Here is a 22,409-nt window from a genome sequence, read left to right as displayed (position 1 = left end):
CACAGGCGGCTTAGAAATTGGTCAATGAAATAGTGCGTCAAAAGAATCAGTTCACCGCCGCACAGGCGGCTTAGAAATACGACGAAAACTATCTTGAAAATCAGGTTAAGTTCACCGCCGCACAGGCGGCTTAGAAAGATTGCTTCAATATCATACTTTTCAGGCGCACGTTCACCGCCGCACAGGCGGCTTAGAAATCCAAATTGAATGAAATTTGGGGATTGGGTTAGTTCACCGCCGCACAGGCGGCTTAGAAATGATAATAAATCTCTTTATTAAGTATAGACTGGTTCACCGCCGCACAGGCGGCTTAGAAATGCGCTTTCGCATCTTGGTGAGCAATCGATCTGTTCACCGCCGCACAGGCGGCTTAGAAAGTGAGGATAAATATCATTAAAAAACTGCTCATGTTCACCGCCGCACAGGCGGCTTAGAAAATCAACACAGAAAAAGCCATGAGGATAAATATGTTCACCGCCGCACAGGCGGCTTAGAAATTGGGCAGCAATATCAACGCGCAATCGATGATGTTCACCGCCGCACAGGCGGCTTAGAAAATCAAAATTACCGCCGACTATTTTTGCTTTGTGTTCACCGCCGCACAGGCGGCTTAGAAATGACGGTGACGTAGCTACATTCAACGGGTATGGTTCACCGCCGCACAGGCGGCTTAGAAACGAAAATTTCCCAAGATTCGGGGCGGTCAAAAGTTCACCGCCGCACAGGCGGCTTAGAAACAGGATTAACGATTGGCGTTTTATATTATCTTGTTCACCGCCGCACAGGCGGCTTAGAAAAGTCTTAACAAACTTAGCAACAATATTGTTAAGTTCACCGCCGCACAGGCGGCTTAGAAAAGTATTTTGTCATCACATTTGATTCGCAACCCGTTCACCGCCGCACAGGCGGCTTAGAAACAAGACGTTTTGATCGCGATGGAAATGGGCGTGTTCACCGCCGCACAGGCGGCTTAGAAAATTGCCCCATACGCTTCTGTCTTTTGCGTTGGGTTCACCGCCGCACAGGCGGCTTAGAAAAATAGCCGAGCGACGGGACATAGTAGAATATTGTTCACCGCCGCACAGGCGGCTTAGAAAGATAAAAAATAAGTTGTGTAACAAAGAGCCAAGTTCACCGCCGCACAGGCGGCTTAGAAATGTCCTGGCCACACTCAGCCCATGGTCTGCTCGTTCACCGCCGCACAGGCGGCTTAGAAAACCGTGGATTTGACAATTGCGCCTTATACATCGTTCACCGCCGCACAGGCGGCTTAGAAATTTAAACGACAAATAGAGATAGCCAATCTCTAGTTCACCGCCGCACAGGCGGCTTAGAAAATCAACATAGAAAAAACCATGAGGGTAAATATGTTCACCGCCGCACAGGCGGCTTAGAAATGGTGACTCTTTTAATTTAAAGGCTACTTTGTGTTCACCGCCGCACAGGCGGCTTAGAAATCCTAAAAACTTAGTTAGGCTAGCAAACTCACGTTCACCGCCGCACAGGCGGCTTAGAAATCCTAAAAACTTAGTTAGACTAGCAAACTCACGTTCACCGCCGCACAGGCGGCTTAGAAAACCACGCATCACATAGTGTGAGCCAGATAAATGTTCACCGCCGCACAGGCGGCTTAGAAAAATAGCGCTACGACGAGACATAGTAGAATACTGTTCACCGCCGCACAGGCGGCTTAGAAATAATTCTATTATGCTCGACTATGACCCAAATCGTTCACCGCCGCACAGGCGGCTTAGAAAATTTTCATAATTATCGAATAATTTAACAAGTCCTTCACCGCCGCACAGGCGGCTTATAAATTTAGAGTCCTACGAATGCTATAAGACTTCAATTGAAAATCTTTGTGCGTATGTTCGTATTAGATTTTAATTTACAGATTAAACTTATCTGAGATCATCATTAACAGCAAAAAGCGGGTGAAAGCACTTTATACTTCCTCATCTTTGTCTTTAGTAAGAAGTGTTTTGTCTAAACCTATTCCATAACAAGTCATAGATAAGGTTCCCAGTGTGCAGCCACGTAGTAATGGGAGTGCTGGCACGTTTTCAGCAGCAGCAAGACCCGCAGTGTAAAGGAGGGGAATAAAATGATCGGGTGTTGGTACTGCAATTTTAAAATCAGGATGCTCTGTTACACGCAATATTTCAGAGGGCTGATGCGTCATGTATGTGGCCACGGCATCATCAAAGCGATGTGCCCAGTCAGTGCCTTTATCATGCATTTTCCAGTTAATATTAGACAGATTGTGTACTACATTGCCACTAGAGAGAATGATTACACCACGCTCACGCAAAGGCGCTAGCAGGGCTGCCAGTTTTAAATGATAATCGAGCGGTTTTTGTGCATTAATTGAAAGTTGTACAACAGGGATGTTGGCTTGAGGATAAAGGTGTGCAAGCACACTCCAGGTGCCATGATCCAGTCCCCATTCTCCTTGATCGAGTTCAATGGATTGTGGCTTGACAATTTCAGAGACTTCTTCTGCTAGCTCAGGTAATCCAGGCGCAGGATAATCAAAAGCAAATAATTCTTCAGGAAAACCATAGAAATCATGAATGACGCGTGGTCGTGCCATTGCTGTGACTGCTGTTCTGTCAATAAACCAATGTGCAGAGATAACAAGTAATGCACGGGGTGGCGTAAGAGAAGCGCCAAGCTTTTGCCATGCCTCTGTGTAACGATTCTTCTCTATTGTGTTCATTGGGCTTCCATGGCCTAAAAAAAGAACAGGTGCTTTATTCATAGGTAATAATTATCTGATTGTTAATTAAGTAGATTAGAAGCTGTCTCAAAAATAAACCTTTTCTTTCAGTGGTAAACTAAATGCTTATAGATTATATCAATAAGTATTTAGTAGCCAATGATGTTATTAGTTATCTAGATAATTTTGTGGCGTATATGCTCAAAGCTGTGAAAACTATCAAGACACCCACAGCGATTTGAGAGGATAGGTGTCTCGATTAATTTGAGCAATTACTTAATAAAAACTTAACGTATTTTTAAGTTTTTATTAATTGATGAGGTTACTGTTTCAACATCCGCTTGTTCTGGATTGATGAGGCCACGGGCTTTGGCTGAATTATACATTGCCAAGTAGTGAATAGATTTTTTGGGATCATGCTTAAGCCCTAGATTAGCAGTTTGGCTAGATTTTTGCTTAAAAGGCACAGTAGAAATTGAAAAATTCATTTTATTCGGAGTTGTCTTAAGATCGTCAATGTTAAAGGCATCAAGCACAGCTCTAAAATTACTATTACAATGGGTACAGAAATAAGATGCTTGTATATACTGCTCAGCGCTTAGCTTTGGATCTTCTTTTAAATCTGTTAAAAAATTATAAAAATCGATATAGTGATGTAGATTAGATTGCGATTTATTATATTCGTCAGCATGATAGGTTGGATCTAATAATTTGGATATCATTTTCTCATGCTCAATGAATCGAGCGCTTTCAGCAATTAGAATATTTATCTGCTTTAGTATTTCAGGCGTTAACTTTAAAGAATAATGCATATGTTTCTCGATAAAAGCCGCGCATTATACACAGAACCGATTGTGTTTCAAAGCATTATTACTTAATTACCATGAATGGTTGATAGGATTTTTTAGATAGTATTACTATAAGTGTAATCATACTATAATAAGGGAAAAAATAATGGAATATAGACGATTTGGTCATTCTGGGCTTAAAGTACCCGTTTTTAGCTTTGGGACTGCAACTTTTGGGGGTAGCAATGAATTCTTTAAAAACTGGGGTGATACAAATGTTAAAGAAGCAACACGCCTGGTAGATATATGTTTAGAACGAGGTGTTAATTTTTTTGATACAGCAGATGTATATTCTGCTGGTGCTTCTGAAGAAATCCTTGGACAAGCCATTAAAGGGCGTCGTGAAAAAGTACTTATTTCTAGTAAAGCAACCTTTAAAATGAGCGAAGATCCCAATGCGGTTGGCTCATCACGTTATCATCTGATTCAAGCTTGTGAAGCCAGTTTAAAACGGCTGGGTGTTGATCATATTGATGTATATTTTATGCATGGTTTTGATGCTTTAACGCCCGTTGAGGAAGTCTTAAGTGCTTTGGATCACCTTGTGCAAAGTGGCAAGATCCGTTACATCGGTTGCTCAAATTTTTCTGGTTGGCATTTGATGAAATCGCTTGCTGTTTCAGAAAAATATGGTCTTGCACGCTATGCTGTATACCAAGGTTATTATTCATTAATAGGGCGAGAGTATGAATGGGAGCTTATGCCCTTAGGTCTGGATCAAGACGTTGGTCTAATGATATGGAGTCCTTTAGGATGGGGAAGACTTACGGGTAAAATTCGTCGCAATCAACCCATGGCGAAGGGGCGCATACAGGCAGGTGGCTCTGTAGGAGGGCCTGAAGTGCCACAGGAATATTTGTATCAAGTGATAGATGTGATTGATGAAATTGCAGAAGAAACAGGGAAAACAGTTTCGCAAATTGCATTAAATTGGTTGTTACATAGACCCACGGTAACCAATATCATTATTGGTGCACGAGATGAGGCGCAGCTTTTGCAAAATTTAGATGCAATTGGTTGGTCATTGACACAAGCACAAATGGCTAAGTTAGATGCGGTCAGCACGCGTGCACGCACCTATCCTTATTGGCATCAGTTAGATTTTACTGAGCGCAATCCAATACCAACAGCCTAAAATGAGCAATGCTTCTTTTTTATGTGTGTGGCATAAAAGAGAAGCATGTTATTTTATTTTTGCAGTATTTTTTTTACTGTATCCAATACTTGTTGTGCATGTCCTTTGGCGCGTATTTTTTTCCATATATGACGAATAATACCTTGATCATCAATAAAAAAGGTTGTTCGCTCTATCCCCATCAGAAAGCGTAAAATAATATTGTTTTCAATCACAACATTAAAATATTGACACAATTTTTCATCCGGATCTGTAATGAGTGCAAAGGGTAGTCCTAGTTTTGTACTAAATTTTTCGTGACAAAGTAAATTGTCTCTTGAAACCCCCAAAACACGCGTATTACATTCTAGAAACGATGGGTGCAATATTTTGAAGTCTCTGCCTTCCAACGTACAGCCGGGTGTATTGTCCTTAGGGTAAAAATACAAAACAATATTGCTGCCTAGAAGATCTGCAAATGAATGCAAATTGGGATCTGTGCAGTTGAAAGTGAAATTAGGTACTGGATCGCCTATAGATATTTTTTTCATTATCCATACCTACAGCTTTTTGCCTGAATATGTATCCTGTCTTTAAGATATTTTTTTTGTTTAGCTTCTACTTCAGCCGCAGTGGGTTGTGGTGTAGGAGACAAATTTTCTTTTTTTTCTTGAATTTCCTCTAAAAAGCTTAATCTTCGATGTTGTGTGGTAGCTAGATCACCAAGAAGTTGAGTTGTCGCTTCAGCCTCAGACTGAGGTTTGTGTTTGTCGTTGTGGCGCGCCAAATGAGCTGGACGTTCAGTTGCGTTGTGAGTTTGTGTTCGGAATAAGAATTGAGATACAGCATAAATCAATTGAGTAAATTGATGCTTTGAAAATTCATAAGTCCATTTTAATATATTTTTTATTGTTTCAAAAATCATCGCAGCCATCACATTTTTTATTCATGAATAGCTGATTATGATACAAAATGCCCCATGAATGCTAGAGGCATATATTTTTTATATGAGGTTTACAACCTATCTTATTACGCATACCGTTTGTCAATAATTGGACTGAATTGTTTCTGAGTTGAGCCTTATCTTTAGTATAATCATCGGTTATTTTATGTGTATGTCAAATACTAAGGTAGTATATAGTGTTAGGAACAACTTTATCAGATACAAGCAAATCTGAATCAAAATCTGACTGGTTATTACAGACGGATAGGCATTATAAAATTTGGTTTAGCGCTGATCCTAGAGAGTTCTTATCTGTGGAAAATAAAATGCGCCTTATTCGTTTTCGTGTAGAAAACCCTAATGCTGAGATTTACTTTGTTTATAGTAGTAAAATCTTATCGGAACAGACATGTGTAGAATTGAAAGAATTTTTGCAACCTATATCAATAACGCCGATTGACTTTGACCAAGACATACCTGCACTTTTAGAGCATGATTATGATAAAATTCTTTATCAAATCGCACAGGTTGAAATTGAAAAAGCATTGAGCGGAGAGGGGGGGAATCTTGCTGCAGCTTCTGATTGTGTGCGATTGCTACCTGGTTTAATAGAAAAATGTGGTATTTATTCTGATCTGGATGTTGAGCTTTGTTTTAATACTTTAGCACAGTTCATAGCGCTGCAATCCCCCGTCGTTTTTCCCTGTGTTATAGAGTTGGATGGGAAAAACATACAAAAGATGTCTTTTAATAATGAGTTTTTGAGCTTTGCACAAAATCCATTGACAAAAAAATTAGCACCTGAAGCCATCGCTAGTATACGTGCAGCACAATTAGAAATAATACAACGATACGCAAAACCTGCGGCCGCATTATTAGCGCCTGTAATCAGAGGGTTGCATACTGCAGTTGCATTGGATCCAGAATTAAATGCACTTGTTAAGTGGTATATTTCTAATGTGAACAATGGTTCCGAGAGCGGTGTCTTTGATTTAAGGCAATTTATCAAAGAGTTAAGTATCAAAGATCTTTGTATGGCGGTTTATCCAAATTTTTTCCAAAATGAACAACCCTCTGTTGATCTGAGTTTTTTATCTCATGAGCAAATGTGTGCATATCTAGGGGCTTGTCTTAGAAAAGAATTTCAATTAAAAAATCCGTATAGAACAATAGATATTTCTGATGAGCAAATAGCGAACAATCGCCTTGAACGCATTAGGAGTATGCTTTACAAAGCAAGCGTAACGCATCTTTCAGGGCCATTTATATCAACTGCGTTTTTTGATGCGGAATTGAGAGATTTTGATCTCTTTAGCGCTATCACCACTGATTCTACAGAAGCGCTTGAACATTTCGCAAATTGTATCAGAAGAGCAAGCTTAAAAGAAAATCGTTTATCTGATTTCATAAAAGGGCAAGATGTTGAATATCAAGGTGCACCCTTAAGTGATGAATCGTGGACACCTAAAGGCGAAGTGCGTGCGAAGCAGCGTTCAGATGAATATTTATCCGCAATTCTTAGAATACAGCGCTTGATTAGAAAGAAATACATGGGGCAGAATGATAGTGATGCCTCTAAAAAAAGTGTTGTAGAAGATGCGGCTTCTGATTCTATGAGGAGTAAATATTTTTTAGATACAAGCTATTTCTAATTCTTTTCTAAAAATTGATGTTACGCATTCATTTAAATTGTTTCTAAATAAATGCGTAACCATCAGTTAATCTATAATCAGTTATTTATGAATTTTTCTTTTAACCGTTGCTTGTACATGTCGTGTTGGATGATTAGGCGTCTGCATCGTAGACACAACAATTGTCGCAGCCTTGGGTTTATGATGTCTAGCTTTGTGAATGCCTTGTAATGGGGTGAAGGTTGGCCCACTATGCAAGAGAGTTGAACTGTGCGCGCGGTGTCTATGCGCCGTATGCTGAGTAGGGCGGTGCGCCACATGCACTGTGTTGCCAGAAGCAATGACGGTTCTGCTATGATGAGCAACAGGTGCCGTTGCCAATACTACGGGTGTTACTAATACAGGTGTTGGCGCAACAAATACAGGGAGAGGTGGCAGCACAGGTGCTGTTACGACAACAGTGGGCATAGGCATTGCTGTAGGTTGATTGCTGTGCACCTGAGTCACTGTGCCTGTAGGAAGATGATGACGTTCTATAACAGTCGTTGATCTGGACTGATGAGCAGGCTGGCTGAATCTAAGCATGATTATCTCCGTAGCATTATATTTTTATTTAAATTCAATCTAAGAAGCTGAGACCTTAACAATCAGGCTGATGAGCATCAAGGCAATGTGGATGAACGGTAGAAATAGCAAGATAGATTGTTGGGTTAACAAAGCGCCATATGCTTGATTTAGTTAGTAAAATCAAATAGAATTCGCCTTTTTATTTGTATTTTTTTAGATTGGGTGAAGAAGATGAAATATGCATTATTGATTGAAGGTGTTAAAGGGGTGCAGCTCTATCAGAACGGAGATTTTACACAGGCATTGTCTGGCCCTAATCCTGAAATTTATCATATGCATGAGATAGCTAAAGCAAACGGTTGGGATTATTTTGATCCTATTGTTAGCTTTGATCTCCTCCATATCTTTCATGCCCTCACAAAATTTCCAGCAACACAGCATGAAAGGGTTGTGCATGTAGTGCTAGATTTTTTTCGTTCAAGCACACCGATAGACAAACTGACGCTACAGTTATTTGTATTGCCTGCCTATCAGCAATTTTTAGCAAATAAAGGTGAAACTGTCTTGCCTGCGTGGTTAGCTCGTTTGAGTCAAAGTAATAATCAAGAAATTGCAAAGCAAAAACAGGATATGATAAAGACTGTTTATTGTAAGTATGCAAAGCCTGTAGAAAAATACAAAGAAGAAAATGAGTTAATATTAAAATGGATGCTTGATAGCTCTAATAGACTTTCTGCTATCGATTTGAAGCGCTATCTAGATGAGCATCCTGATGTTACGCACGTGGTTGGGCTGGTTGGCTTAACGCATTTAGCAATGTTGGATAAGTTTAGCATTAAGGTCAAAACGCCTTTTTCTTGTCTTGCAGAGTGCAAGATTGGGGAGCGGCTTGTTAATATCACTTTATTTGGCTCTGTGCATGGTGAGCGTACGGGCTTGACAATGCTTTCTAACTACTTACAGAAAATGGGATTTAAGACTCAAAATGATGAAATGCTTGCATCGATGACGCAAAATGCAGGTGAATTTGTAGAACTGGCAGGTATACGTGCAATCACCAATCAATTTGATAGACAATGCGCTATTTCAGAGAATACTGCCTCAGAGAATCTTATAGCGCCTTCCTCTCAAGCTCAAGAAGTAGATAATTCGGAGAAGGTTGTGCGAAATAGTTATTTTTAATGTGATGAAAGTTGTATAATTTCTTGATCACGCAAGATGCAAGGTTAAGAATGCAAGGCAGACACAAAAGCTTAGACAAACATCTAAAACACAGTATACGCTGGCTTGAATCTATTTCAGGAGTGACCAAAGTTGTATTGGGCATTTCTGAATCTTGTCGGCATAAATTTACGCCGGGTACTTTACGCTTCAAAATGGATGTAGCAGGTGGCATTAAAATAAATGCCTATTCTGGCAATGGTGTGATGGATGTTTTTGTAAAGATTGATCCTATCACTGAGCGTGAAGCAGTAAAAGAAAAAATAAAATCTAGGTATCTTTAAGAGAATCCAGGACAGCCACATTAAGTTGCTTTACCCAAAATTTTTGAGCTAGAATTCCTTTCAGTAATAGGGATATTTTTTAAGTTATGACTTTAGCTCGCTCAGAACAAATTGATTTAAATGCAACACCGTATTATCACGTCATGAACCGATGTGTTCGCCGCAGCTTTTTGTGTGGTTTTGATAAACTAACACAGAAAGATTATTCGCATCGTAAAGCATGGATTGTCGATCGATTAAAATATCTAACAGATATCTTTGCTATCAAAATCTGTGCTTATGCCATCATGAGCAATCATTATCATGTTGTTTTATATGTCGAAGATAAAGTGGTCGAGAATTGGTCAGAAGCAGAAATCATTCGTCGTTGGGCAGCTATTTTCCCCAAAGATGCCGAAGAAAATAAGCATTTAAAGCAAAAAATTCAGCTTTGGAAAGAGCGACTCACCAGCATTAGCTGGTTTATGCGTTGTTTAAATGAAAAAATTGCGCGCGATGTAAACGAAGAAGATGATACTGCAGGAAGATTTTGGGAAGGACGCTTTAAATCTCAAGCTTTATTGGATGAAGGTGCACTTTTAAGTGCAATGGTTTATGTTGATTTAAATCCAGTCAGAGCTGGGATTACAGAAACGCCTGAAGAATCAGAATTTACTTCCATTTATGAACGCATTCAGCATATTTCTAAGCAATTAAAGGTCAATAAGCCAAAATTCATTAAACAGCTCAAGCGCGAAAAAGCAGAGATATGCAATAATTTTTCACAACCCAAGTTCTTAGTGCCTTTTGCAAACATCTCAAAAAATCATTCACATGGCATTGATTTTAAACTTATCGATTATTTAGAGCTTGTGGACTATACAGGCAGAGTGATTCGAGAAGATAAAGAAGCAGGTTCTATTCCAGAACATCTAGCACCCATCTTAAGCAGACTACAGTTTGAACCTCAAAACTGGATATCCTTAGTCAAAAATTTAAGTAAAAGCTTTTCTCATGCTGTGGGAAGTGAAATCTTACTGTTGAATTTTGGCAAAGAGAAAAAGAAAGCTTTAAAAGGCATCACTCAAGCAAAGAAATTATATTCAAGTACTCACGTCGCTTAATTCAATATCCCATCCTGTTAATCATTATACTCTTCACATTCGAATTTTAGGTTTTGTTGGCTGCACTCTCTCACCCCAGTCATGCACCATTTGTGCACTCCCGGGGATTCGTTCCTTTGCCGCCTCACCTACATTGTGCCCCTTGTGGGTAAAAATCGACTGTTATGAGTATATATATCTAATATTATCAACGAGAGTAGAAATTATTACTGTTGTTGGATTATTGCATTCTTGTTTTTAGGCTATTATAAAGATTTTTAATTATGGCTGTCCTATTTGGTGGTCCTATTTGGTGCAATTCCCCTGTTTTCTGTTACAAGAATTGAACCAAACATACATAATATTAATCTAGCCATATACTTCCTGATATTTTCCATAGAAGGCATATTTATGATGGGCAAAGCAATAACAGATAAATTGTTTGCACATATTCAAAATGATGCATACCTCGTTGGTAGTAGGACACTCGAAGGTGATGATTTCAGAAATACAATTTCATATCTATTAGAATACATTAATCAGTTAAAAGCTGAAGAAAATGATATGCAATATCAGCAGCTGCTGAATAGAATAGAGCCATTTATTTCCAAGCTTGAATACCTAAAAGAAAATACAATAAAACTGAGAATTCTTAGTATGTTTGTAAAATCATTGACGGATGCTGAGATGAATCAAGATCCTTTTTTTATTGAGCATACACACAAGCTTGTTGCAGATATCAATGCTCTTGTAAATGAGTCTAGTGAAAAAAATGGCTTAATGATTGCCGGCGGTTGGAGTAACAGCGATGGTGGTCATGCAATGGTATATGAATTTAAATGGGATGACGATGGCAATTTGCTATTCATTATTCATAACTCTGGTGCAGGTTTAAATTTTCATAATAGTATTTCTCAGGAAGATAAAGTACGTTATTGTCCTATCAAAGTATATAAAATCAATCAATCGGATGTCGATGAAGAAAGGCTTGCTTGGTTTATTGGAGAATTGATAAAGCCTAATTTGAATTTCAAATCTAAAAAAGAGATTACCGCAGAGTATTTATATAATAGTATTTTCTCTCAAATAGCGTATTTAAATGGTGAGCTGCAAGATCCATTTCAATATACCACAGCAGAAAATCTCATTATGGGGCAGCGTTCTGGTACATGCACGGAGAAAGTTTTACATGTCATATTGAAAAATATGATCCCTGATAAAAAAGAATACAAGCATTTTATTTATGCTTTTAAAAAGCACGCTTTAGACGAATATCTAAAGAAAATCAGAAAAGATAATAGAATGAATGACGCGGGCGTGGTAAATCAAATTTTGCTCGCTATTGCAAATATGTCAAGAAGTTTATTAAAACAAGATTATTTTGATGCAGCCAAACAAGCATCTGAGATGATGTATTTAAAAGGACTCCAAAAAGATGTGCAAAGACAAATAGATGCTTCTGTTGCAAGCCGTAATAGTACAGTTGATATTGATTCATTTGTAAATAATGACAACAAAAATATTACAATAGAAGTACCCCTTTTAGATCCGATTAAACAAATCGATCATGAAAATAGGGCATATGTTGCTTCTTCCATATCGGAAAAAATCCAGTTTGATGCTCAGAAAACAGATTTTTTATTAGAATTGAAAGAGTTTAGAGATAAAATAAAGCTGCTTGCAACAAAAGACAGTGTATCCACACAGCTAAGTATTGAAGATTTTTTGAAACATGCAACCACAGATCTTCAGCTAAGTATTCAACAATATAATAGGGCAGATAAGTGGCAAGACAAAAAAGAATTATTCGATATTATCGCTGAGTTGAATCAGGTTTATGTAGAGGCTTATCAATCAACTTACAAAAGTAGATTGACACCACAATTTTATATGGCACAGCTTAGTTTCATCGCTATGTTTGCAAATATTGAAACAGTTGAACAATCAGCCTTAGAACCTAGTTCTGCTTTGATGCTTGATCTTGTGCAATCTTGCTTTTATCAGAATATAAAGAATATTTCAGAAAAAATGGAGTTCTCATCTGAAGATTATATCTGCGATAAGAGCTTAATAGACTTATTTGATTTTTTCTCAAAGAGGCAAGAAAAATCAGAAAGAGGTATTTATAATTTGGCAGAAAGCAAAACAAAAAAAATGTATGAAACACTTATAAAGCAGCAGGATTTATTTGAAGGCTTGTCTGAATATTACAATGAATTTTGTAATAAAAACAAAATAACTGAATCTCAAAAAGTATATGATAGTGGTGAGCATGATGCACGTGCATTATTTATGATGCAAAAGTATTTTGGCTGTACAGAAGGCGGTAAAAAAATATTTTTAGAAGATTATTGTGATTTTCATAAAATAAATAGTGCACCAGAAAAAGAACAGATTCTGCAAAAATTTTATGCTGTAGAAGATTGTTTCCATTTGCAAAACAAAATAGAACTCCAAATTGCAACAGCATGGCAATCAATGGGCGCTAATAGTGATTCTTCTCGTAATAGACAGACAACACAAACCCTGATTGACATTGAACAGCGAGGGTATACTATTTCTGGCCCTTTAGCAAAAGCGTCTAAAAATGCTATTCATGCACCTAAAACAATAAGATATTCATCAGAGAGTATCTTAGAAAAAGTTATTCAAAATACAGGGCTTGATTCAAATAAAATCCAGATGAGTGATTATTTTAGAAGCACTCATTCTCAAGATATAAAATTGATGAGAGAATTATTGCATATAACAAAAAGTGTGCAGCCTTTGTTGTCTGTGATTGATTTTTTTGGACATAATCTAAAATATTTAAATGAGCCAGATATTTTATTGTTGGTTGAGAAATATTGCTTTCAGCCAAGCACCTTAATAAAGGCAATAGATAATAGAACTGATGTCATTGAAAAGTTGGATGACTTTTTAAACCAAAGCATTCATTCTTTTACGAAAAATAACATGCCTGATTTATGTGCTGTAACTTTACATAAATTACAGGTTAAATTAGGACTTTATTTAAAACAGTATTATACGGAAAAAAGAGAAAGTTATGCTAAAGAGGGTATTGAAGATCCACAAATAACAATAGAACTTAATAAAATTAACAATCGTATTGATGGTTTTTTAAAATACATTGATAAACAAATTGCCAAAGATATTCCTGATATACAAATCAAAGCTTCTTTGTATTATCAGAAAATGACCATTCTTTCTTCTCAGCTTAAAGAAGCCATTTTTGGTAAAGAGAAAGAAAAATTACTCAAAGAAACAATTAATGCGTTTCTGAATGCAGCAGAATATCATACAGTGCAATCATCAGAAAACTTAATTGAAAAAGATATTTTTAATCAGATCTCAAGAGGGATTCAATTAGAACTGAATGAAATGATGGAGCACGATCCAAGCCATTTTAATCAATATATTTCAAAAATATTCTCACATGTTTTAAAACAACGGTCTCCTTTTTATAATGAAAAAGTAAAGCCAGAAAATGCGATTTGGGAGATTAAATTACCATATATTGTTCTTTATGAAAATGAAACAAGTAAAAAAGAAGTCGTGTGTATTGATTTGGAAAGTGGGAAAATATCTAAGCCTGGTCTGAATCATGCTAAATTGCCAGATCGAATCTTATATGACCCTCATTATATTAAATTGTTTAAAGATTTTAATCCTACTGCTTTATCAAACACGCAAAATGATTATTTTGAATTTGATTTTGAAAATGTGCATTACAAAATAAATATATCAAAAGATGGTGAGCCTATAATTTATAGGCAATATGATGTATTAGGTTCTGAGCTTCGCTGGTATCAATGTATGGATCTAGAAAAAATAAACGGTATACATACAATTTTGCAGCAAAATCATTATATTGCATGGGCCTCAGTTGAAGATGTACAAATAGAAGGGCATGATGCATCTACCGTGTTAATTAGCAAAGCAGTAGACAAGCGTCCAGACTATTGTTATCAGCCTAAAAATAAAAAAATGATTAAATTAAACGAGGAGATGCTTGATACGGGATACACTGTCTTAGACAAGAATTCTTCTTTATATCGTTTAGTATCACATTTTGAGGATCCAGATTTCGTAATTTGTTTGGAAGGAAACAAAGGATATCAAATAGAATTATCAAGATATCAACTGACATTAAGTGTTGTAAATATAAATAACGATGAATCATCTCAGCCAGACTGGAAAATATATTTGCAAGATACAGAGTATCAGCTCGACTTAAATGGTATGCAAGCAGTAATACCTGGTTTGAAAACAGGGCTTGTTTTCTCAAATCAGAGTACGAAAAAAGTTTTGTTTTCTGTTCAGCCTTTTGTGGTAGAGGCAGATCTAAAATATCCTATTTCATCGCCTAGAGAAATTTTAAGTTTTGAACATAATGATTTTCCTGCTTTAATTGATCCAAGCCGACGTGGAAGTATTTTAGCGGATCCCTCTCGGCAATTTGAACAAAAAAATACAGCGCGTAAAGCAGATAGACCAGACAAATCAAAGATAGTTGTTTTAGATGATCCTTCACGACAGTTTGAACATAAAGGCATAGTAAGTAAAGCAGATAAACCAAATCTAAGCGTTTTAGCTGATCCTTCACGGCAATTTGATACAAAATTCAATAAAAAAATAGATGCACCCAATGATTTTTCAATGCCATCTGAAGAGCAAGCACTCGTTACGAAAAGAGTAGAAGCGTTTTATGATAGGCTTGATGTAAAAGATCTGGATGTCAAGGAAGATGATTTAAAAAATGAGAGAACTGAATATTACAATTTAGTACCTGATATACATGATTATTTAAGACAAGATTTCTATTCATCCGGTAAAGATTTTGATTATATGCTTGACCCAGCATGCAGGGCGAAGTCTTCCAATTATGATGGCATGTGCAAGTATATGGAATACATTATCGATAATGATAGGCTATTACCAAGTACAATGGCGCAAGGATTATATTTGTCCTATGTGTATCTTTGTATGAATGATGCCAAAAAATCATTAGAAATGCTAGATTACTGTGAAAAGCATTTTTCTGACTTATCAGGTGCGCAAGAGGAAATAGATTATATACAGTGGATGATTTTTTCTGCGCCAGCTGCTTTTAAAGCCTCTACAATTAAAGCAGAAATAGAAACACCGGAGGTTTTGTCTGTCAAATTAAAGGCATTGAGCTTTGTTGCACGTCTTAAAAATGACAATCCTGAATTTAAGGCGCTTGATCAACAGCAGAATAGAGATGAATATTCTGTCGAGTTAAGACATAGATGTAAAAATTTTTATGAAAATATAGAGCAAAATATTTATGCATTATATTACAAATATCTTCATGCAGAAAGAAATGTCCCAAGTGATTTTCAACTAAGCAAACATGACAAAACATTTTTATTACGCAGTATCTATTCAAAAAATAAAGACTTATTATCTGGCGCCTTGGGGGTCTCTCATCGAAAGTTAGAGCTTCAGTTATTACAACAAGAATTGGATAGCTTAGAGAAAAAAGCGTCTGAATATAGTACGATTCCTGAGATGCTTAATCAGCAGATAGACAATATAAGGCAAAAATTACTACAAGATAAAACCATATCTGGCAATGTGTCGACTGTGAAAACAGCCGTCATGAAAATTCAAGTGCCCAAAGCTTGGAACTATGGACGTTTTCCCAGTGCCATGAATGTCAACCTAAAGAACCTCACTTTAAATCAGTATGCTGAGCCTATAAGCTTATTGTTAAGATTTCCAATCAACGAAAAAAGACTCATAGACAATTTACCTCGGATTATAGATGGCATCTATAATAATGATATCACTGAGGCTGATCTTGATTTGCTTCGTTCTTTTTGTGAACAATCTATTAAAGCACATGCACAAATCAGTTCAAATACAGAAATAAGCAATGCATTTCTATTTTCGAGTTATGTGTTCCTCGTTTTAAAGAATATCGATAAAATAAAATCAATTGAAGATCAAAAAAGAGTATATAAAAAGTCTAACGAATTGAATAGCTATGAAGAGTGGTTGGAATCATTAAATGGAATGCTCTTATCTATCTCCGACAAAATTGATTCTATTGACTATATAAAGAACGAGTCTTCAGAAGTGTTTGTATTAGATAAACAAGGTCAAACACTCAATACGAAAATGCTAGCAGAGCAGAACCATCAAAATTCTGTTTTGTATGATATTCCAATTATTTATGATACAACTGGAATGTATGATCTGAGAGCGATGCTATCAGAGTCCATACCTGAAGTGGCTCATCTATATGAAACAATTGAATCTGAGAATAAAAGCTTAGAACTGCAATTAGCTAATTTGAAGTCTGAGTTCTTAAAAAATGAAGATGTTGAGAATTTTGAAGAGCGTTTTAGAGCACAATCAAGTATTGACAGCGAAGCAGGCCAATTAAGCGCTACTGTGGAAATGAATAAAAATGCCATTGCATTGGCATCTTTAGGAAATAGTGAGGTGCGATCTGGTATTCTAGAAAAATTAAGGCTTGCTGTTGACACCTTAGAAACGGACTGTACTAAAGCATTGGACGATTTATATACAGCTGCAAATAAAAATCTTATCACTGAGGAGATAGATGGCTCGCAAACCATAATACATCTTGAATTATTAGGTAAAAAGAGGAATTATTTGTCTTTTGCTGATATACAACGTTTATATTTAAATTCTAATTTAGAAGAAACAATGCAGCTTACTGCTTTAAAGCAAGAAGAGTCGATAGCATTACATGCTAAGATTGCTAAGTATTATGCGCTTGCGATTCAAAAACAGCAATTCCAAAGAATCTGTAAAGCATTGAATGATCCTTTAATAAAAGATGATATTGGTGAAAGCGCTGATTTTGAAGCTAAACAAGCGATTGCAAATCTTGGGCAATTATTAACTGAGCAGAATTTGATTGCGCCAGAAAAAAGCCCTGCTCTTACAATATTTCAGCACGATCAGAATATCTTAATTCGTTCCAATCAAAAAGAAAATATTTCTGCATTATTAGAAATTTCTCCAGATACGCGAGCATATGATAATAAAATTATACAGCTTATTATGGGAGGCGGTAAGTCTAAAGTCTTGCTTCCAATCTTGGCGCTCAAAAGAGCAACAGGTGAAAATTTATCGATCATTGAAGTGCCTGAAGCCTTGTATAAAACAAATTTTGCTGACTTAAATCAAATCTCTTTGCGATTGTTTGGACAGCATGCTTATGGTATGCATTTTGATAGACAAAGCCCGAGTGATGCTGTCAGCCTGAAGAGAATGTTTAAACAGCTTAAATATACAAGTGTAAATCGTGGCTATGTTGTTACTACGCGTGAGAGTATGGCATCTTTGGAATTAAAATATCATGAATTATTAAACCAAGGGCCTACTCAAGATGAAAAAGAATGGGAAAGACAAATAAAATGGTTAGATCGAATCATTCGATTCAGAACAAATCGAGGTGATGTACTCATCGATGAAGTAGATTCAGGCTTAGATAACCGAAAACAAATTAATTATACCGTTGGAGACAAAGAGGCGGTTCCTTCGCATCATATATCTTTTATTGTCCAATTGTATGAGTTTATTAATACCTTAGCTCCAATGTTGCTTGATGAATTGTTGAATACAGAATCCTTAACAAATGAAACCTTAAATGAGAGTATTCATAGATTAGCCTATAGTATGATTTTTAACGAGAAAAGTCCAATTTACTCATATATTCCAAGCGAAATGGGTGATTTTGAGCGTGATCAAATTGTTAAATATCTGTTGAATGATAGCCAATCACTTCCACCGTATTTAAATGAGTGTTCAACTGAATTTAGATTTTATTTCAATCTATTAAAAGGCGAGTTGAATCACTTGCTGCCGCACACTTTGTGCTTAAAATTATATGAAAATTATGGCCCTTCTTTCAATCCAAAGAAGAGTGTAGTAGAAAAATGTATCAGTATACCCTATGGTGGTAATACTGATCCCAAAGAGAGTTCTAAAGATACAAATCATCTAAAAACAATTAATTTAACCATACAGAGTGTACTTACCTATGGTTGTTCAGATGAACTACTTATCAATTTATTTGCTACATGGCTAGAGGATGCACAGACTGAATTATTGGAAAATCCTGCTTTAAGATCGATTGATAATACAGAAACTGGCAAAGCAATCCATGACGTTATTAAAAAATCTGGCTTGAGTTTGAAATTAAGCGATATTCATCTTGATGAGCTGAGTGCCTTAGAAGAAACTTTCAACAATCTTAGACTGAATAGAGCATTCTTGTTTTATGTATTACAAGAAGAAATCCTACCCAAGATGCAAATAGAAAACAAAGTGTTAACACATAACCCTGTTAATCATGCTTGTCTTTATCGCACTGTGCAAGGGATTACGGGTACGCCTTGGAATTGGCGCACATTCTATCAGAATTTAAAATTTAATCAGCCCTTAAGTTTAGGCACAGATGGTCTAACTGTTGCGCGTTTAAGATCGAAAAATACTCAAGTTTATGATGTTCCTTATGAGTCTGTTAATCAATATTTACGGGGTGTTTTAGGAAAAACAGATGCGCCTGAGTGTGTGAGAGCTATCATCGATGTGGGCGCTACGTTTAGAGGCGTTAAAAACAGAGAGGCAGCACATCAAATTGCTCAATTTATGCAAGAATATAATAAGCAATATGACACAAATATCAAATATGTTTTATTTTTTGATAAAGATGCTACCTCAGGTCTTGATGAAATCTTTGCCTTGCCTGTTGTTGGGACAGATACAAAAGCAATTTGTTTAACGGGGAAGTCACAATCAGAAATAGAAAAATTATTAAATTGTACACCCAATGAGTATTTTACTTATTATGATCAACGTCATGCAATCGGTACAGATGTTAAGCAAGATCCTAGAGCAAAGGCAATTGTTACGGTTGATAAAGAGACTTTGAAAAAGGATTTGTGCCAAGGTGTCATGCGGATGAGAGGTTTCGCGGGTGCGCAGACAGTTGATATTGTGATAACACCTGAAACGAAGCATGCAATTGGCGTAGATGCAGGTATAACGCTCGATATTAATGCAATCATTCAAAACTGTGAAACGAATGAAATCAATCGCTTATTGAGCGATCAATTTACTGGAGCATTACAAAAAATAGAAAATATGCTTGCCTTTGATCTTAAAAATAGAATTTTACAAATAAATAGCGCTGATGCTAAAGAAAAACAAAGATTACACAAGATATTTGAGCCATTTTTTATCCAATCTATTTCAGAAAAAATGATTGAATCTTATGGTATGATTGAAATTGAGACAGATACCAAAGAGATACTTCAACAAAGCGCCAAAGCTTTTTTTGAAAAATGGCTTTGTTTACTTGATGAAGCGGGCATTCAATTGCCAGGTGCTGATAAGTTAAAGATGGATATGGCATTAGAAAATTTGATTCTAACTGAAATGCGCAATTGTGAGAAAAGAAAAATGCACAGTATGCAAGCAGGTGAACTTAATCAAACAGCAGAATCTAAACAAGAGTCTCAGCAACAATCCCAAGCGCACAAAGATCAACGTCAACAGCAAGAACAAGAAACAAGTTCAGGATTTAAACTGGGATATGCTGATGCAGCAAATCCATTAGGTTGGCTTGGATCGATGACTATAGATCAGCTTATTGCCTACTCATCAGAGACTCTCTTTGACACGCCTTATTATGATCACAGTGCTCATGCTAATAGAAAAGCACGTATCGCTATCCCAATGCCTGAAATGGTAATGAATCCAAATAAGTATGATCGTGAAGAAAAGCAATATTTAGCTACTTCAGGATTTGATGAAAATATTGCGCGTAGTTATAACTTTTATCGTAGTCATCATCATGATGACGTAGATCGTATTATTCCAGAATATCAAAAGCAAATTCATGCTGTTTTAATGATTCAAACGCCTGAAGGTATTAAAGCAATGATCATCACACATGATGAAGCCAAAGACATTGATGCATTATTGCAAAAATCAAACATAGAAGAACCTAATTATATATGGGTAATGAACACACATGAAACACAGTTTATGGGCTTAGCACCGGATAGTGCGAAGCTACATCCAAATTACAAACGCATTTTACAGCAATTAAGATTTTATAATGGCGATCTTGGTTATTTACAAGAAGAAGATCTCAGCGGAAGTTGGTTAATGGAGAACTTTGATGAAAAAATGAGGTATTTTGAAAAAAATATTTTGCCCTATCGGATTGTTGAGAAGAGTAAAATGAAATTGCTCCATAAGAAAATGGGCAGTTTGCATGAGGCACTGTTGCGCGTCCTTTCATCTCACGAGAAGGTTGGAATGATTGCATGGCGTAAAGAATACCCATTGCTAAATGCATCGAATGTTGCTTCTCTGAAAGCATTTGACAGATTTTGCACAAGTATAAACGAAAATGAATATTTGAAAACACCTGAAGATGAAAAATTTATTACTCCCTATTATTTTAGGTTGATTTTGGAGCATGGCAGTGATACGCAGTTTAAAAATTACGTAAGGCTAATAGATGATTCTATGTTGAAACTTATGATTCAAGCTTATATAAATGAAGTTTACATTAAGCATGATTATGGCTCAATCATAAAATTATATAATAACCCGGCTTTTTTAAACAATACAAAAGCAAAGGCACAGTTTGAAAAGACGCTTGGAAAATATTTTGAAAATCCTGAATTTACAGCAGACATGTGTAAATATGCCTCAAATGAAGAGATCTCTAATATTTTATCGATTATTTCTTTAGAAGATAGGATAACTTTGATCAAAAAGTTACCAAATTTAACAGGAATTTTTTCAAAAGATATGAGTTATATAGACATGTTTTTTAAAGGGATTTCTGTTGGAGTTTTGAGTTCTGCTGTGCCTGAATTAGGTGCAAATGCGGTATCTGTCATAGAAGATGGTTATGAGACGGAGGTTTATAATTTTGACTATCTTCTTAAAGATAATGAGAAATTTAATTATTTACTGTCCCATTTTGACGAAAGTTATATCAAAAAAATATTTTCAGTTAATAGTTCTAGCGCATTTGAAGAACTCTTTCATTATGCAATAAAAGAACCAGACTTATATTATGATAAATTTATGACTATTTTTAATTTACTTAAGCCCACATTGACAGAGAAAGAATGTATACCCATTTGGATTACAGCATTGAAGATTGAGACAAGCATTGAGGGCGATATACATAGAAAAGTCAATCCGATTGCATTTCTTAGGTCAGAATTCCCTGAAAATAGCTTTATTGCGGCTATTAGAAAGTCACCAGAAGTGTTTTTGAGCTTGCTTGGGAGTCCTATGGCTGAATTGCACCATGATTTTATCTGGAAAACCATAAACAGTATTGAAACAGATAGTGAAAAATATAAATTGATTACAAGTGATCTAACGAGTACAAGAGGTTGGAACTATACAGGAATGCTTGAGATAATAGAGGCATGCTATAATAACAGTATTAAGCCAGATTTATACTATCAATTATCAGAAATTCTACTTAAGCATAAATTAATAGATGCAATGCGAGAGGCGTATTTTAGTAATCGCCTTTGGTCGATTGAATCTGCAATTGATAATTATATTAAGTTGATGAATGAGCGTCCTGATATATTTCTTTCTTTAAGGGATATATTTATTAGTAATCATTTGGGTGAAAAATTTTACTTAGAAGATATCATTAAATCCAAATTAGATTTGGAAAAGCAAGAAAAATATCATCAATATTTTATGGTCGAGCAAGTACCTAGTAAAAAAATGCAAACATATGGTTATGATAAATATAAATCAGATAAAACAGAAAGCATAGCTCCGAGTGCAAGTGTGCCTGAAGAGAGTGCGGTGGTAATCACTAAGAAAATACCAAAATAATAGAAGCTGCCTCACAAATGCTCTTTATGTGGTTTGGCCTACTATTAAGCCATTGGTTTGGAAATTATTACTACTCGTCGTTTTTTTGTTCTCTCCTGTTATCTA

Annotated in this window: 11 protein-coding genes and 1 CRISPR repeat array (1 of these 12 cut by a window edge); of the genes, 6 read left to right on the top strand and 5 right to left on the bottom strand. The window is 36.1% G+C overall.

Features of this window, described 5'->3' with window-relative positions; translation table 11 throughout:
* Window positions 1-1,817: direct repeats of the CRISPR family, unit length 28 nt; unit sequence GTTCACCGCCGCACAGGCGGCTTAGAAA (it extends 851 nt beyond the left edge of the window).
* Between the two features lie 128 nt (window positions 1,818-1,945).
* Both ygiD and CC99x_RS09300 read right to left on the bottom strand, forming a co-directional pair.
* Window positions 1,946-2,761 carry a 4,5-DOPA-extradiol-dioxygenase gene (gene ygiD / locus CC99x_RS09305; protein WP_057625035.1) on the bottom strand — a complete coding sequence of 272 codons (816 nt, stop codon included), beginning with the start codon at window positions 2,759-2,761 and terminating at the stop codon, window positions 1,946-1,948.
* A gap of 245 nt (window positions 2,762-3,006) precedes the next feature.
* Window positions 3,007-3,531 carry a hypothetical protein gene (locus tag CC99x_RS09300; protein WP_057625036.1) on the bottom strand — a complete coding sequence of 175 codons (525 nt, stop codon included), beginning with the start codon at window positions 3,529-3,531 and terminating at the stop codon, window positions 3,007-3,009.
* Window positions 3,532-3,673: 142 nt separating this feature from the next.
* Here CC99x_RS09300 and CC99x_RS09295 point away from each other — a divergent pair, with 142 nt between their 5' ends.
* The gene (locus CC99x_RS09295) at window positions 3,674-4,702 is read left to right on the top strand and encodes an aldo/keto reductase (protein WP_057625037.1); all 1,029 of its coding nucleotides are present in this window, start codon (window positions 3,674-3,676) and stop codon (window positions 4,700-4,702) included.
* Between the two features lie 53 nt (window positions 4,703-4,755).
* Here the strand turns inward: CC99x_RS09295 and CC99x_RS09290 are convergent, their stop codons facing one another.
* Both CC99x_RS09290 and CC99x_RS09285 read right to left on the bottom strand, forming a co-directional pair.
* Window positions 4,756-5,232 carry a peroxiredoxin gene (locus CC99x_RS09290; RefSeq protein ID WP_057625038.1) on the bottom strand — a complete coding sequence of 159 codons (477 nt, stop codon included), beginning with the start codon at window positions 5,230-5,232 and terminating at the stop codon, window positions 4,756-4,758.
* A complete protein-coding gene (locus CC99x_RS09285) occupies window positions 5,232-5,606 on the bottom strand; it encodes a hypothetical protein (protein WP_141651921.1) in 375 nt (124 codons plus the stop codon). The genes CC99x_RS09290 and CC99x_RS09285 overlap by 1 nt, the downstream gene beginning before the upstream one ends.
* Before the next feature lie 215 nt (window positions 5,607-5,821).
* On the opposite strand from CC99x_RS09285, the gene CC99x_RS09280 reads away from it, so the two are divergent.
* Window positions 5,822-7,276 (top strand): glycosyltransferase family 88 protein, encoded by a 1,455-nt coding sequence (locus tag CC99x_RS09280; RefSeq protein WP_057625040.1) that lies wholly within the window; start codon window positions 5,822-5,824, stop codon window positions 7,274-7,276.
* Between the two features lie 81 nt (window positions 7,277-7,357).
* On the opposite strand, the gene CC99x_RS09275 is transcribed toward CC99x_RS09280, so the two are convergent.
* Window positions 7,358-7,840, bottom strand: coding sequence for a hypothetical protein (locus tag CC99x_RS09275; RefSeq protein WP_057625041.1), 483 nt, complete (start codon window positions 7,838-7,840; stop codon window positions 7,358-7,360).
* Between the two features lie 213 nt (window positions 7,841-8,053).
* On the opposite strand from CC99x_RS09275, the gene CC99x_RS09270 reads away from it, so the two are divergent.
* From CC99x_RS09270 to CC99x_RS09255, 4 genes are all read left to right on the top strand, one after another.
* On the top strand, window positions 8,054-9,004 hold the full coding sequence (locus CC99x_RS09270; RefSeq protein WP_057625042.1) for a hypothetical protein: 951 nt from the start codon (window positions 8,054-8,056) through the stop codon (window positions 9,002-9,004).
* Window positions 9,005-9,054: 50 nt separating this feature from the next.
* Window positions 9,055-9,327: a hypothetical protein gene (locus CC99x_RS09265; protein WP_057625043.1), complete on the top strand. Its 273-nt coding sequence runs from the start codon at window positions 9,055-9,057 to the stop codon at window positions 9,325-9,327.
* A gap of 86 nt (window positions 9,328-9,413) precedes the next feature.
* Window positions 9,414-10,430, top strand: coding sequence for a hypothetical protein (locus CC99x_RS09260; RefSeq protein WP_057625044.1), 1,017 nt, complete (start codon window positions 9,414-9,416; stop codon window positions 10,428-10,430).
* Window positions 10,431-10,820: 390 nt separating this feature from the next.
* A complete protein-coding gene (locus CC99x_RS09255) occupies window positions 10,821-22,304 on the top strand; it encodes a DUF3638 domain-containing protein (protein ID WP_057625045.1) in 11,484 nt (3,827 codons plus the stop codon).
* Window positions 22,305-22,409 lie beyond the last annotated feature (105 nt).

The organism is Candidatus Berkiella cookevillensis, assembly GCF_001431315.2.
GTDB lineage: Bacteria > Pseudomonadota > Gammaproteobacteria > Berkiellales > Berkiellaceae > Berkiella_A > Berkiella_A cookevillensis.
Note: the sequence above shows the minus strand (reverse complement) of the source record. Positions and strands in the feature narration are given on the sequence as shown.

What these genes read in the sequence shown, in the direction of transcription:
- ygiD (WP_057625035.1), bottom strand. Translation starts at nt 2,761, where the DNA reads ATGAATAAAGCACCTGTTCTTTTTTTAGGCCATGGAAGCCCAATGAAC.
- CC99x_RS09300 (WP_057625036.1), bottom strand. Translation starts at nt 3,531, where the DNA reads ATGCATTATTCTTTAAAGTTAACGCCTGAAATACTAAAGCAGATAAAT.
- CC99x_RS09295 (WP_057625037.1), top strand. Translation starts at nt 3,674, where the DNA reads ATGGAATATAGACGATTTGGTCATTCTGGGCTTAAAGTACCCGTTTTT.
- CC99x_RS09290 (WP_057625038.1), bottom strand. Translation starts at nt 5,232, where the DNA reads ATGAAAAAAATATCTATAGGCGATCCAGTACCTAATTTCACTTTCAAC.
- CC99x_RS09285 (WP_141651921.1), bottom strand. Translation starts at nt 5,606, where the DNA reads ATGATTTTTGAAACAATAAAAAATATATTAAAATGGACTTATGAATTT.
- CC99x_RS09275 (WP_057625041.1), bottom strand. Translation starts at nt 7,840, where the DNA reads ATGCTTAGATTCAGCCAGCCTGCTCATCAGTCCAGATCAACGACTGTT.
- CC99x_RS09270 (WP_057625042.1), top strand. Translation starts at nt 8,054, where the DNA reads ATGAAATATGCATTATTGATTGAAGGTGTTAAAGGGGTGCAGCTCTAT.
- CC99x_RS09265 (WP_057625043.1), top strand. Translation starts at nt 9,055, where the DNA reads ATGCAAGGCAGACACAAAAGCTTAGACAAACATCTAAAACACAGTATA.
- CC99x_RS09260 (WP_057625044.1), top strand. Translation starts at nt 9,414, where the DNA reads ATGACTTTAGCTCGCTCAGAACAAATTGATTTAAATGCAACACCGTAT.
- CC99x_RS09255 (WP_057625045.1), top strand. Translation starts at nt 10,821, where the DNA reads ATGATGGGCAAAGCAATAACAGATAAATTGTTTGCACATATTCAAAAT.